Source organism: Anaerocolumna sedimenticola (assembly GCF_009931695.1).
GTDB lineage: Bacteria > Bacillota > Clostridia > Lachnospirales > Lachnospiraceae > Anaerocolumna > Anaerocolumna sedimenticola.
On record NZ_CP048000.1, the window covers coordinates 4,290,411 to 4,305,137 of the forward strand.

Annotated in this window: 8 protein-coding genes and 2 pseudogenes; 3 read left to right on the forward strand and 7 right to left on the reverse strand. The window is 38.4% G+C overall.

The window, feature by feature from the left end; genetic code table 11:
* Window positions 1-5 precede the first annotated feature (5 nt).
* The 3 genes from Ana3638_RS19010 to Ana3638_RS19020 form a co-directional block, all read right to left on the reverse strand.
* Window positions 6-1,712, reverse strand: coding sequence for a L,D-transpeptidase family protein (locus Ana3638_RS19010; protein ID WP_161839438.1), 1,707 nt, complete (start codon window positions 1,710-1,712; stop codon window positions 6-8).
* Between the two features lie 302 nt (window positions 1,713-2,014).
* Window positions 2,015-3,748, reverse strand: coding sequence for an ABC transporter ATP-binding protein (locus Ana3638_RS19015; protein ID WP_161839439.1), 1,734 nt, complete (start codon window positions 3,746-3,748; stop codon window positions 2,015-2,017).
* A 13-nt stretch (window positions 3,749-3,761) separates the two neighbouring features.
* Entirely contained in the window at window positions 3,762-5,555 is a 1,794-nt protein-coding gene (locus Ana3638_RS19020) for an ABC transporter ATP-binding protein (RefSeq protein ID WP_161839440.1), read from the reverse strand.
* Window positions 5,556-5,693: 138 nt separating this feature from the next.
* On the opposite strand from Ana3638_RS19020, the gene Ana3638_RS19025 reads away from it, so the two are divergent.
* Window positions 5,694-6,290 carry a DedA family protein gene (locus Ana3638_RS19025; RefSeq protein ID WP_161839441.1) on the forward strand — a complete coding sequence of 199 codons (597 nt, stop codon included), beginning with the start codon at window positions 5,694-5,696 and terminating at the stop codon, window positions 6,288-6,290.
* On the opposite strand, the gene Ana3638_RS19030 is transcribed toward Ana3638_RS19025, so the two are convergent.
* Window positions 6,287-7,648 (reverse strand): MATE family efflux transporter, encoded by a 1,362-nt coding sequence (locus Ana3638_RS19030; RefSeq protein ID WP_246240386.1) that lies wholly within the window; start codon window positions 7,646-7,648, stop codon window positions 6,287-6,289. The genes Ana3638_RS19025 and Ana3638_RS19030 overlap by 4 nt on opposite strands.
* Before the next feature lie 421 nt (window positions 7,649-8,069).
* Here Ana3638_RS19030 and Ana3638_RS26900 point away from each other — a divergent pair.
* A pseudogene (locus Ana3638_RS26900) lies at window positions 8,070-9,079 on the forward strand (HAD-IC family P-type ATPase); the annotation flags it as partial.
* Between the two features lie 12 nt (window positions 9,080-9,091).
* Complete coding sequence (locus Ana3638_RS19035; RefSeq protein WP_334297143.1) at window positions 9,092-10,792, forward strand: cation-translocating P-type ATPase; 1,701 nt, start codon at window positions 9,092-9,094, stop codon at window positions 10,790-10,792.
* A 179-nt stretch (window positions 10,793-10,971) separates the two neighbouring features.
* On the opposite strand, the gene Ana3638_RS19040 is transcribed toward Ana3638_RS19035, so the two are convergent.
* The 3 genes and pseudogenes from Ana3638_RS19040 to Ana3638_RS19050 form a co-directional block, all read right to left on the reverse strand.
* Entirely contained in the window at window positions 10,972-12,660 is a 1,689-nt protein-coding gene (locus Ana3638_RS19040; protein ID WP_161839442.1) for a peptide ABC transporter substrate-binding protein, read from the reverse strand.
* Window positions 12,661-12,740: 80 nt separating this feature from the next.
* Window positions 12,741-13,717: pseudogene (locus Ana3638_RS19045) on the reverse strand (ABC transporter ATP-binding protein).
* The gene (locus tag Ana3638_RS19050) at window positions 13,717-14,715 is read right to left on the reverse strand and encodes an ABC transporter ATP-binding protein (protein WP_161839443.1); all 999 of its coding nucleotides are present in this window, start codon (window positions 14,713-14,715) and stop codon (window positions 13,717-13,719) included. The pseudogene Ana3638_RS19045 and the gene Ana3638_RS19050 overlap by 1 nt, the downstream one beginning before the upstream one ends.
* Window positions 14,716-14,727: the final 12 nt, after the last annotated feature.

Below are 14,727 nucleotides of genomic sequence, written 5' to 3' on the forward strand. Positions count from 1 at the left end.
GACAATTATTCTATTTCAGATTCTTCCGTCGTTGTATCCTCATCGGGCGAAACCGTATTCTGATTTACATCTTCGGTTATGTCTCCATTATCTGTATTATCCGTTACTTTATCGGAATTTTCATTAACCGTATCCGTATTTTCTTCCGGCTGGCCGGCTTCTCCGTTTACGCTATAATAAGAAACAATAGTTACTTCCGATCCATCTTTATCTTTTACAGAATAAGTTACTTTAAAAACTTTATTGTCCGTACTGTTTATAGCAACTGACATGGTATCCGTACATTCTTCATTATCGCTATTGACAGCTGTAATTCCTTGTTTCACAAAATCTTCTGAAATTACGGTTCCGTCCGGAAGATTAAAATGATTCGCAACTCCATCAATTCTGATACCCTTAAAATAAGTAAACTGTACTGTTTCACTTGTCACATTGCCTACGTTATCCATTAATTCATATGTAACGAAATAGGAATAATCATCCTTATTCTTTACTGTAACTTTTACTTTATCTGTACTTAATTTAGAATAATTATCTTCTACCTTAATACCTTTTAAGGCCAATTTCTTAATTTCAGCCGCTCCTGTCTCCAGTTGCTTCTGAGTAATCTCTTTAAAGTAAATGCCTTCTATTACAGGTGGTGTGTTATCCACGTGAATAACAGCCTGAGCTTTACCTGTTAATTTATTTTCAGCTTTTATCGAATAATCAATTGTATAAGTATCTTCTGATTTCTTAGTAATCTTAACATTAATATCACTGCTTAAAAGTTTCTTAGTTGATAAATATGCAGTTACACCTTTTAAAGCATATTTCTTATCGACCACCGTATCCGTACCGATTACTTGATCGGTTACACCAAGAAATCTAGGTTTTTCTTTACATTGATTCACCGTATAGGTTACTGTTTTACTGGTTGTTCTCCCTATTGCGTCGGTAACAGTGTATTTAACTTTATATTTACCCGTTTTATATATGTCTATCTTTCCTGACACTTTTATTTTGGATGTAATATCTTCTCCCGTAGTTGAAGCAGCTTTTACTCCACTTAACAAATTTGTTTTCTTACCCCAGGTAATGGATTTATTCATTACACCTTTGAAAGTCGGTGCTTTATCTTTATAGGGGTTATTCGTACTAGGATCTGTGGGATCCCATCCTGACCCTACCGGTATTTTAACAGTCTCCGGTTTTCCTAAAGGACCTGGATCTTTTGAGTTATAAATCTCAACTGAGGTTCCCACCGGGCAGTTATCATAAATCCACTTTGAATCTGCAACTGCAAGACGGACACATCCATGGGATGCGGCAGTTCCAAGCTTATTATACTGGGTTGCGGATAAAGTAGTTTCATCCATCTTATAATACCATACAGAATGAAATAAAATACCGTCTACTATACGTGTAGAATATTGCCCCCATACATCTCCCATTAATAATTTCCATCTATATTTTGCGAGTGTATGATATGTACCGAGCGGCGTGTCAACACCGGTTGAACAGGTCATAGCTTTCACCGGTTTTGTATATTTACCAGTTTTATCTTTTCCGTATACCGTTACACAATTCTGCTGCTTATTAACCTTAATGTAATAAGGTGATCCCGTCCTGGCAGATGTGTTCAACTTCATAATAGAAAGACTAAGGAATAGGCAGCCAATACATAGGATTATCATCTTTTGTAATTTGCATTTGGTAATAATTCGAGTCATTCTTTACTCCTCATAATTAATTTTTTGTTTCAGGGGATTGCGAAACTATATGGTTTTTGGATTATACCACATAATTAATACGAATTTCAGAGCTTCAGTTGCCTTTAAGGCAAAATTCAGCTCTTAAATTGTATTAATTATATGGTATTCTAGTATAATAATCCAGTTTCGCAATTACCTACATATTAATAATCTATGATCATTAAATTTACTAGTAATTAGTAAATAATGTCAATTAAGACAAGTAGTTTTAACATAAGAAATGTTTGTGTTATTCTTATGTCAAAACTATTTCAAAACTGTTAAACTGCAAATTGACTATGATATAATGTATAATAATAGCCTTTTTTATCTAATAATTCTTCATGTTTTCCCTGCTCAACGATATCCCCATGCTGCAGTACCAGGATTGTATCTGCTTCTTTAATGGTAGATAACCGATGGGCAATTACAAAGCTGGTTCTGCCCTCCATCATTTTCGTAAAGGCTTTTTGAATATTTATTTCTGTTCTCGTATCTATACTGCTGGTTGCCTCATCCAATATAAGCATAGGCGGATCGATTATCATAACTCTGGCAATGGTTAGAAGCTGCTTCTGCCCCTGGGATAAATTGCCCCCATCCTCATCTAATATGGTATCATAACCACTGGGTAAACGCTTTATAAAACTATGGGCTTTTGCCGCTTTTGCTGCTTCCATAATTTCTTCTTTGGAAGCTTCCGGTTTTCCATAAGCAATATTTTCAGCTATGGTACCGGAAAATAACCAGCTATCCTGTAAAACCATACCAATGGTCCTTCTTAACTTATCCCGGTTAATGTGATAGATGTCTTTACCGTCAATCTTTATTTCACCGGATTTCACATCATAAAAACGCATTAAAAGATTAACCAAAGTGGTTTTGCCGGAACCGGTAGGACCTACAATTGCAATCATATTTCCTTTCCTCACATCCAGATTCAGGTTTTTAATAAGGGGTACCTCTTCCTGATACGAAAAACTGACTTTCTGAAAACTTACATTTCCCTGACAGTTACCTAAATCCTCCTCCGGTTGTAATACAGGTTTCTCATTCTCTAAATCCAGCAAGGCAAATATCCGCTCAGCAGATGCAAAAGCAGCCTGTATCTGGGAGGTAATGGAGGTAATTTCATTGATTGGTTTTGCAAATTGATTGGAATAAGTTAAAAAGCTTGCTATATTACCAACGGATAAATGACCTGCTACAGCCATAAACCCGCCGATTACAGTTACTGAAACATAAGCTATATTATTTACAAGTCTGGTTGTAGGATTGGTAAGGGAAGAATACCATTGCGCTTTCTGACCGGCTTTATATAACCGGTTGTTGATCTCTTTAAAACGCTCCAAAGACTTATCTTCATAACCAAACGCTTTGACTGTTCTTTGGTTTCCGATCATTTCTTCCACATAACCATTTAACTCTCCAACCGTTTTCGACTGTTCTGCAAACATTCTTTTAGAATGCTTCGCTATAAAGGACGCAATAAAGAAACAAAGCGGGGTAATGAATATAACTGCTAACGTTATAATCGGACTTATGGTAAGCATAAAAATAAAGCAGCCTGCAATAATAACTACAGCAGACATTACCTGGGTGATACCCTGAAACAGGCCATCTGAAATTGCATCAATATCATTCGTCAGCCTGCTGATAATGTCACCGTGAGAATTACCGTCAAAATATTTTAAAGGTAAGGTATTTAGTTTATCAAAGGCCTCCTTACGAATGTCATGTATGGTATTATTAGCTGCTACACTGCTGACAACTGACATGAGCCATTGAAATAAACTGCTTAACAGATAGATTATAATAAGCTCAGTGATAATCTTAACCAACCCGTTAAAATCAACCTGATCCACCCCCATTATTTTATCAATTGCTTGTCCGGTCAGTAAGGGAGTGAAAATGGATAGAGTATTTCCGAGGATTGCAAATATAAAAACAACAATTAACTGTGTTTTATATTTTCCAACATAATTCCATAATCTTTTTAGCAAAAACTTCTTCATTATGTTCTCCTCCTTATAAAACCTTGTTTTGCATTTCCTGTGACTGACAGATTTCTCTGTATACATCACAGTTTATAAGCAGATCTTCATGTTTTCCGATGCCGGCAATTTCGCCCTCATTCATAACAATTATCTGGTCTGCACTACGAATCGTACTGGCTCTCTGGGATACAATAAAAGTAGTCATATCTTTCGTATTAAGCCGGATCGCTTTACGCAGGGCTGCATCCGTAACAAAGTCTAGAGCATTGAAGCTGTCATCTAAAATGAGGATCTCCGGTTTTCTTACCAAAGCTCTTGCAATGGTGATACGCTGCCTCTGCCCGCCGGATACATTTACACCGCCCCGGTATATTCTTGTTTCATAGCCATCCGGCATAGATTCAATAAATTCTGCTGCCTGAGCGATTTCCGCAGCTTTTCGTACCTCTTCATCCGTAGCATCCTCTTTTCCCCAGCGGATATTCTCCGCTATGGTACCTGTAAATAAAACAGTTTTCTGAGGTACGATACCGACTTTAGCACGTAAAACATCCAGGGAATAATCTCTGACATCAATTCCATCAATCATTACACATCCGGTTTTTACATCATAAAACCTGGGTATTAAATTTACCAAGGTAGATTTACCAGATCCGGTTCCTCCTATAATACCTATGGTTTCACCTCTGCTAACGCGGAAAGTTATATGCTCTATATCGCTGCCTCCACTCTCGTTATGTCCGGGATCATCTTTCTTTTCGCTATTCATTCTATAAGACATGGATACGTCCTTAAATTCTACTACAATATCCCCGGATATATCCTCAATATTATTATGGATTACTTCCTTTCCGTCCTTGGAATTTACTTTATTTTTTATACTTGGTTTTGTCTCAAATACTTCTATTACCCTGCCTGCCGATGCATAAGCTTTTGTAAAAATTACAACCAGGTTGGATATAACAATTAGTGCTGCAAGTATCTGTGTTACATAACCGATAAATGCAATTACTTCCCCTGTTGCCATATTTCCTGCATTTACCCTGATACTGCCAAACCATATAATAGCACCGATTGCAAAATTCATTACTAAGCTGGTTAACGGATTTAAAAGAGCAGAAACCTTTCCCACTCTTACGGCCTTGTCCGAATATTCCCTGTTGCGTCTACCAAACCTTTCCTTTTCATAATCTGTTCTGGCAAATGCACGAATAACACGTACTCCGCTTAAGTTTTCACGGAGTACCAGGGCTATCTGGTCTAATTTGTTTTGGACGGCACGGTATAACGGCACTGTTTTCATCATGGTTATTGATAGAATTAAAACAAAGACGGGCAAGACTATGATCATTATGATAGACAGCTTAATATCTATCACAAAAGCCATGACTAACCCACCGATACACAAAAAGGGTGCACGGATAACCAACCGGATCAGCATGGCTACCGCAAGCTGAACCTGGTTAATATCATTCGTAATACGGTTTATCAACGATGCTGTACCAAACTTGTCCAGTTCAGCATTGGAGAGAGTTCCAATATGCCCGAACATGGCATTTCTTATATCAGTCCCGACTCCCTGGGAAACCAAAGAAGCACTGTATTGGCAAATCATGGCACAGCATACTCCTACTACAGCTGTAGCAAGCATAATGCCACCCGTAACAAGGATATAATTTTTATCCTTATTTGCAACACCAATATCAATAACTTTAGACATTAAAAAGGGAAGAAATAATTCCAGAATTGCTTCAAACAACTTAAATAAAGGTCCTATAATTAAAAGCCTGGTATAAGGCTTTAAAAATCCAGTTAATTGTTTCATGACATATACCTCAAAATAAGAATAAAAACCCAATTGCTCTAAATTATAGCATTCTTTTTTAGATTTGTTAAGACCAAAGTTAATCATGTTTAAACTTTATTCATAATATATTGTAACAAATCGGCCTTAGGAGAATAAATGAATTATTTTACAAACCTAATTTATGAATATGGGTTATTAGCTATGTTTTTAATAATACTGATTGAATATGCATGTTTTCCCATATCCAGTGAAATTGTACTTCCGTTTTCAGGAGCCGTTGCTTCCTTACAGCACATTAATTATTTTACCATTCTCTTTTTCAGTGTTTTAGCAGGTCTGATTGGAACCAGTTTCTGTTATACCATTGGCAGACTTGGCGGTGGTGCCCTGTTAAACAAGATAATCGCTAAATTTCCCAAGGCAGAAAAGGGTATATATGCCTCACAAATGAAATTTAATCAGTATGGAAATTTTGCCGTATGTTTTGGAAGATTAATTCCTATCTGCAGAACATATATAGCATTTATTGCAGGTGCCGCAGGTCAAAGCCTTTTTACCTATCTGGTTTCGTCCCTTATTGGTATTACAATCTGGAATGCCGTATTAATTGGTCTGGGATATTTATTGCGGGAAAACTGGGATATCGTTGGTGGTTATTATACACGTTATAAGGATATTATTCTGCCGCTTGTTGTTTTCTTGGGGATGGTTATACTCGTTCATGTAAGGAAAGATAAATCCACTAAAATTTAAATTCCGTTCGTCTGTATTACTGATTTATCCTTCCATTTACCGGAATAATATCTCGCACAACCTACGGCACAAGTCACAGTCCAGGTTAACCCTGTAGCCCACCAGATTCCCTTATAGCCAAACTGTCCGGATAAAAGATTTGCAAATACAACTCTGCATACAACTTCCGTAAATCCCATAAACATAGGGACTTTAACATCCCCTGCACCACTGATTAAATTTCTGCTTACAAATATCATTCCCACAAAGGAATAGAAAAAGCAGGGGACACGTAAAGCCTCCACACCAATTCTCATAACTTCCAAATCAGCTTTTGACGTAAATAACCTCATAATAAAACCACCACCGAAATAAATAACCGGGAGCATAATTATACTGAATGCGATCATAATTTTCGCTGAAGCGTTGAATCCTTTTTTAACCCGTTGAATATTTCCGGCTCCGATATTTTGACCTGTAAAAGATGCAACCGCCACACCAACCGACATACCGGGCTGTAGAATTAACTGCTCGATTCTATTTGCTGCTGTCGCTGCGGCCATAATTGTATCGCCAAAGCTGTTGATAACGCTCCATAGTGCCATATTAGAACAGGATACAAATGAATTCTGGAGGGCAACGGGTACTCCTAAAGAAATACATTTTTTAAATATGTGCTTATCCGGAACAAACTCCTTAATTGACATACGCAGAATTTTTACATTGATCAAGGCATATATAATACAACCTATGGCTGCAAGCAATTGAGCTATTGTTGTAGCTATAGCTACACCTGCAACTCCCCAGCCAAAAGAAGCAACAAAAATAAAATCAAGTATAATATTTATAATGCTGGCCAGAATCAGAAATATTAAGGGAGTTACCGAATCTCCCAAAGCCCTGAGTACTGATGCAATTCCATTGTATGTACCCACACCGATAACCCCAATACTGGATATCTTCATAAAGATTACAGATTGACCAATAATATTCTCCGGTGTATTAAGAAGTTCCAGTAAAGGACGGCATAAAAGAAAACCTAAAGTTCCCATAATTATCGAAGCACCTATGATTACATAAGCAGATGTGGCAAATCCTTTTTTTACTTGTTCTTCATCTTTTGCTCCGAAATATTGTGAAATAATAATTGATATACCCGCGGATAACCCTAAAGCCAACGAAAATATTAAATAATTAAGGGGTCCGCTGGTCCCTACCGCAGCTAGCGCATCTTTTCCATTGTATCTTCCTACTACGATAGCATCTACAATATTGTACAACTGTTGAAAGAGATTCCCAATTAACATAGGTATGGAAAATCTCAGTATCAGACTGCCGGGATTACCAACAGTCATATCATTCATTAAAGTTTTTTTCATAATTTCTCCATTCCTGCTCACGTTTTATACGCATTTGAAAGTGAATTCCTTTCAACCGTTCAACCTTCAAACCTTTCTACTCTGCCATACTGCCAGGGTGAAATAAAGTACCGTGAAAACGTTTACTTAAAAATCCCACTTCACTTTCAAAACTCTCTTTATATGAGAAATCCTTAATAAATTAGTTAATATTAATCGTTAACTTTTGACTAATTGAATTAAGTTCCTCTTATATTATAATCACACTATTTGAGAGTTACTTTTCAATTATAAATGTTATTAAATATATGTAAATGGTTTATGTTAACTTTCAAATGTAATATATCCTGTTACCTTAACAGTGAATTGTTTTTAAAACTCAATCATATAATTATCTAAGACATACTAGAAAATAAATTGACTTTACATGGGGGTTTATATGATGAACTGGCATAATATAACCAAAGAAGAAGTTATAAAAACACTGGAGAGTTCACAGGATAATGGATTATCAAAGAAAGAGGTAATAAAGAGACAAAAAAATATGGTTTGAACATTCTGGAATCAAAAAAGAAAAAAAGTATAATTATTAAATTTTTAAGTCAATTTACTGACTTTATGATAATCACCTTAATCTGTGCTGCTTTCGTATCTTTTTTTGTTTCTTTGCTGCACGGTAAACTAGATTTTGTTGATCCTATCATTATATTATTAATTATTACATTAAATGCAATCCTGGGTGTCCTACAGGAGACAAAAGCTGAAAAGTCATTGGAAGCATTGCAGAAAATGTCGGCACCTACGGCACTAGCACTTAGAGATCACGAAATCATTACCGTCGATGCCAAGGATTTAGTTCCCGGGGATATTATCCTTTTGGAGACCGGTTATTTTGTACCGGCAGATGCAAGGCTCTTAACAGCTGTTAATCTTCGTATCGATGAAGCTTCATTAACAGGTGAGTCTCATCCCGTAGAAAAAAATGCAGATGTCATATTAAAAGAAGATACCCTGCTTGCTGACCGTAATAACATGGTTATGGCAACCGGAGTCGTCACCTACGGCAGGGGAACTGCTGCTGTTACTGCGACCGGAATGCATACGGAAGTTGGGCATATTGCCAGACTTATTATGGATGACGAAACGCCTATGACACCGCTTCAAAAAAGATTAGCCAGTACGGGTAAAGCGCTTGGTATCGCAGCCTTATTAATCTGTATCGTAATTTTTTTGTTAGGGATTTTAAAGAACCGCCCGATTTTTGATATGTTCATGACTTCCGTTAGTTTAGCTGTGGCAGCAATTCCGGAAGGCCTTCCGGCAATTGTAACCATTATGCTTTCTCTGGGCGTACAACGTATGGCAAAGAAAAATGCAGTTATCCGGAAGCTGCCTGCGGTTGAAACCCTAGGAAGTGCTACCGTAATCTGTTCAGATAAAACCGGAACATTAACACAGAATAAGATGACCGTAACCGAACTGGCATCCGTTCAGGGAAAAGAACATCCGGACACTCTGTTTAGCCATTTTCTGTTATCACTTGCGGCTTTGTGTAACGATTCCATTCTTCAGGTCACAGGCAAAGGAAAACATTCCTCCGTTACCGCTACCGGAGAACCCACTGAAAAGGCTTTGATTATGGCAGCATATCATGTGGATCTGCTGAAACCTAAATTAGATTCCACTAACCCCAGAATATTTGAAATTCCTTTCGATTCTACAAGAAAACTAATGACCACCGTACATAATTATCCTTCCGGAATGATACGCAGCATTACAAAAGGAGCTTTTGATGTTTTAGTTAATAAATGTACTCATATTTACCAAAACGGTAAACAGGTTCCAATGACGAAAGTACATTTACATTCAATAAATAAACTCAATCAAAGTATGGCAGAACGTGCACTGCGAGTAATTGCTGTGGCTTATAAAGATCTTCCCTCCGAAACCGTATTACATAAAAATACCTCTAAATCCAGTGAACAAATGTCCGATTATTTAGAAACAGGATTGACATTAGTAGGTTTAATAGGCATGATAGATCCACCCAGGGAAGAAGCCTCTGATGCCGTACTTACCTGTCAGCTGGCAGGTATAAAACCAGTCATGATAACCGGTGACCATATATCCACTGCCTGTGCTATCGCTAAAGAATTAGGAATTATGACAGCAGATGATCTTGCAATGACAGGGCAGGAATTATCTTTAATAGACCAGGATACCTTAATCGAAAAAATACCTCGTTACAGGGTATTTGCGCGAGTATCACCGGAACATAAAGTAAGGATTGTTAAGGCCTTTCAGGCCAGAGGTGAAGTAGTTGCCATGACCGGCGACGGTGTAAATGATGCACCTGCATTAAAAGCTGCCGATATTGGCTGCGCTATGGGTATTACCGGGACAGATGTTGCTAAAAATGCTGCCGATATGATACTTACCGATGATAATTTTGCCACAATAGTATCTGCTGTTAAAGAAGGCCGCGGCATTTATGATAATATAAAAAAAGCAATCCACTTTTTATTATCCTGTAATATTGGTGAGATCATAACTATTTTTGTTGCAATACTCCTTGGTCTGCCATCACCGTTATTAGCAGTACAGCTTCTTTGGGTTAACCTGGTAACCGATTCCCTTCCTGCTATTTCATTAGGTGTAGAACCGGCCGCAAAAGACATTATGAAGAAAAAACCAATCCCTCCTGATAAAGGAATGTTTGCTGACGGGCTTGTATTTAAAATAATTATCGAGGGTATTTTAATCGGTTTCTTATCTCTGTTAGCATTTATTATAGGTATCCGGGTATATGATGCCGGAAGTATTAGCGATACTGTTTTACGCCATGGCAGTACTGTTCAGATTGCTGCTAATATTACTCCATATATTGGCCGTACCATGGCATTTGCCGTTTTAAGCTTATCCCAGCTGTTCCATTCCTTTAATATGAGAAGTGAACATTCCATAGCTAGGATTGGACTATTTTCCAATATAAAACTGTTACTTTCCTTTATTGTATGTTCTTTCCTGCAAGTAATAGTTATATCCTATAAACCTCTGGCCGAAATCTTTAAGGTTGTACCTTTAACTGCCGCCCAGTGGTCTGTGGTACTTGTTTTATCCTTTATGCCAATTGTTGTAGTGGAACTGCAGAAAGGTAAAAAATAGATACCAACCTGAGATTTTTAAAAAGTCCAATAAAACTACAAAAAGAGAGTTGGTAATTAACAATCACAGTGATAGTTAATTACCAACTCTCAATTATTTATTACAAATAATATTTAAAGAATGAATTCTAATTCCTTTTAATTAATGTTATTAAAGAAGATCAGACATTTCAAAATAAATTATTCTGTAATATCAGCATACTGGAAGTACCAGTATCCGTAAGGTGAATGCCATGAACCAGTAATCTTAGGACTCTGCAGATAGAAATCGTTGTAGTAAGCAATTGGGATAACTCCAGCATCAGACATCATTAAATCTTCTGCTTGGTGTAAATATCCTGAACGGGTTTTGGGATCTATTTCAGCAGCAGCTTTATCCATTAACGCATCATAGTCAGGGTTGTTGTATTTCGCATTGTTATTTCCATTGGTGCTAACCATAAGCTCCAGCATATTGGATGGATCGTTATAATCGAATAACCAACCATCACGGCTTGATTCATAATCACCTGCACGACGCATAGGTGTAAAGGAAGCCCATTCAACTATATCTACATTTACAGTAATACCAAGCTCTTTCCATGCCTGCTGTAAGTATTGTGCAACTACCTTGTGGTAAGCTGCATCATTAGTAGAATATTTGATAGCTGGGAAGCCTTTACCATCCGGATATCCGGCTTCTGCCAGCAGCTGTTTCGCTTTGGCAAGGTTACCTGCATGGTCATTGATATCAATATATGGTTTACCGCCGTTTGCATTATCCATAAATTGTTTGCCATCATAGTCAATTACAGCTGTACCAACGAAATTAGGAGCTGCAGTATATGTGCCCTGCATTAAAGTTTCAGCAACATATTTTCTGTCAATTGCAAGGCTTAAAGCCTGACGTACTTTAGGATCAGAAAACTGAGGTAAAGTATTGTTAAGGTCAAGATAATAGGTTCCTAAATCAGGATCAACATGGAATTCTGCATTTCCTTGAAGTGATGGAATTTCAGCTGTAGGAACATCTTTAATCATCATTGCTTCGCCGCTTTGATAAGCACCATAAGCTGCATTAGGATCTTCCATCAGAAGTAATTTAATGGAATCCAGTTTAATGGAAGCTGCGTCACGGTAATTAGGGTTCTTCTTAAAAAGAATATAAGAGCTAGGTACCCATTCACTAATATAGAAAGGGCCGTTGCAGATATAGGATTCAGGAGCTGTAGCCCATGCATCACCATTCTTCTCAATCGTTGCCTGATTTACGGGGCTAAGTGTTGCGAAAGCAGCTAACTTGTCAAAATATACACAAGGATGAGCAAGTTCAACTACGAAAGTTGCATCATCCGGTGCGGATACACCAAGTGCATCCGGATTACCGCCGGCTGCTTCGTCATATCCTTTTACCATTCCAAGTACTGTCTCTGCATAAGGTGCAGCAGTATTAGGATCAGCAACACGTTTCCAGCTGTAAACAAAATCTTTAGCTGTTAAAGGAGAACCATCTGACCACTTAAGGTCTTTGCGCAGATGGAAAGTCCAGGTAAGGCCATCTTCGCTTGGTTCATAAGATTCAGCTGCACCAGGTATAATCTTGTTATCCTTGTCAACATTCAGCAGACAGTCAAAAGCAAATAAAAGCATATTACCGCCATCAACAGCACTATTAAGTGCAGGGTCAATTGTTTCAGGGTTAGGACCAATCTGAGCAACAAGCTGCTTTGCTTCACCACTTGCTGCACCGCTATCGGTAGCACTGCTGGTATCGGTATTGCTGCTGGTGTTACTGTTATCGCCGGCCGGGGTCTCTTTTTTGCCGCAGGCACTGAGAACCATGGTAACCAGCATAACTAGTACTAAGAAAAATGAGATTTTTCTTTTCATAAATTCCCTCCTTATTTTTAGGTTTTATTCCATTCACCATAGGAATATTTACGGTGAAATTGGGCAGATTTTAAACAACACTATTTAACACGGTCAAGGTGAAAACAAGCTGCATAATGACCAGGTGAAACTTCTCTCCACTCCGGTTCTTTTGCCGCGCATTGTTCATCAGCATAAGGGCAGCGCGTACGGAAACGGCAGCCGGATGGTGGATTTACCGGGCTTGGAACATCACCCTTTAGTACAATACGTTTGGAATCTCGTGAAATCACAGGATCAGCTACGGGGATAGCTGAAATCAAGCTGCGTGTATAAGGATGAACACTGTGGAAAGTCAGTTCACGGCTGTCAGCCAGTTCCACAAGTTTACCCAGATACATTACACCGATGCGATTGGAAATATGCTTTACAACACTTAAGTTATGGGAGATAAACAGATAGGTAAGTCCCATTTTTTCCTGAAGTTCTTCAAACATATTAACTACCTGAGCCTGAATGGATACATCCAAAGCGGAAATAGGTTCGTCACATACAATGAATTCCGGATTTACAGCTAATGCACGGGCAATACCTACACGCTGTCTTTGACCGCCGGAAAATTCATGAGGATAACGGTTAGCATGCTCCGTATTAAGTCCAACCAGACTTAACAGTTCAACAATACGATCACGGCGCTCTTTCTGATTTGCTGCCAGCTTGTGTATATCAATCGCCTCACCTACAATGTCACCTACCGTCATACGGGATCCAGACTTGCATAAGGATCCTGAAAAACTATTTGCATCTTTCTTCGGTATGGCAGCATATTAACATGGGTGATATCGGTTCCGTCGTAGATAATTTTACCGCCTGTTGGTTCGTGAAGACGAAGCAGTGTACGTCCTGTGGTAGTCTTGCCACATCCTGACTCTCCTACAAGGCCAAGTGTCTCTCCTTTATTAACATAGAATGAAACATCATCTACAGCTTTAACAAATTTTTTATTTAAATATCCTCCCCCTTGTACAGGGAAGTATTGTTTAAGGTGCTCTACCTCAAGTAATTTTTTATTTTCCATCAGGCCTGCACCTCCTTTTCAAACTTAGCTTTATCTAACAGCCAGCATGCACTATGATGGTCATTACCCAAATCCGTGTACTCCGGCATAGCTTTCAGACATATTTTCATACAGGAATGACAGCGTGGAGCGAAAGGACAACCTGCCGGCGGATTAAGCATATCCACGGGCTGACCTTCAATGGGAACCAGTTTCTTGTGTTCCTGATCGTTAAGGTTGGGAACACTTTGAAGCAACCCTTTAGTATATTCATGGGACGGGTGATAGAATATATCATCCGTAGTTCCTGTCTCTACTACTTTACCTGCATACATAACTGCAATACGGTCACACATACCGGCTACAACACCCAGGTCATGTGTAATAAGAATAATAGCCATACCAAGTTTCTTTTTAAGCTCTGTCATCAATTCCAGAATCTGTGCCTGTATGGTAACATCCAGCGCAGTCGTTGGTTCGTCGGCAATAAGCAGCTTCGGTTCACATGCCAATGCGATAGCTATCATAACACGTTGTCTCATACCGCCTGATAATTCATGAGGATACTGCTTAAGACGTTTTTCAGGCTCATTAATACCAACCAGCTGCAGAAGCTCTTTCGCACGTTCATGAGCTTGTTTTTTATTTTTATCTGTATGAAGGAGAATAGCCTCCATAATTTGATTTCCAACTGTATAAACAGGGTTGAGACTTGTCATTGGATCCTGAAAAATAATCGAAACCTCATTACCCCTCATTTTACGCATTTCACGCTCAGTCATCACATTAATATGATGACCGTTAAAATATAAATCTCCGCCGATCAGACGGCCCGGATGTGCGGTTAAACCCATAAGACTGTAAGCGGTAACGGATTTACCGGAACCACTCTCTCCTACAATACCCAGCACTTCGCCTTCCCGGACAGTCAGCGAAACATCATTGAGCGACTTAACTTCTCCAGCCGGGGTGAAGAAAGAGAGGCGCTCATTTTGTATATCTACTAAATATTCACTCATATAATTTACTCC

Excerpts from the sequence above, each read along its gene's own strand:
- Ana3638_RS19025 (WP_161839441.1), top strand. The coding sequence starts at position 5,694 with ATGAATTATTTTACAAACCTAATTTATGAATATGGGTTATTAGCTATG.
- Ana3638_RS19030 (WP_246240386.1), bottom strand. The coding sequence starts at position 7,648 with ATGAAAAAAACTTTAATGAATGATATGACTGTTGGTAATCCCGGCAGT.
- Ana3638_RS19015 (WP_161839439.1), bottom strand. The coding sequence starts at position 3,748 with ATGAAGAAGTTTTTGCTAAAAAGATTATGGAATTATGTTGGAAAATAT.
- Ana3638_RS19035 (WP_334297143.1), top strand. The coding sequence starts at position 9,092 with ATGACCGTAACCGAACTGGCATCCGTTCAGGGAAAAGAACATCCGGAC.
- Ana3638_RS19010 (WP_161839438.1), bottom strand. The coding sequence starts at position 1,712 with ATGACTCGAATTATTACCAAATGCAAATTACAAAAGATGATAATCCTA.
- Ana3638_RS19050 (WP_161839443.1), bottom strand. The coding sequence starts at position 14,715 with ATGAGTGAATATTTAGTAGATATACAAAATGAGCGCCTCTCTTTCTTC.
- Ana3638_RS19040 (WP_161839442.1), bottom strand. The coding sequence starts at position 12,660 with ATGAAAAGAAAAATCTCATTTTTCTTAGTACTAGTTATGCTGGTTACC.
- Ana3638_RS19020 (WP_161839440.1), bottom strand. The coding sequence starts at position 5,555 with ATGAAACAATTAACTGGATTTTTAAAGCCTTATACCAGGCTTTTAATT.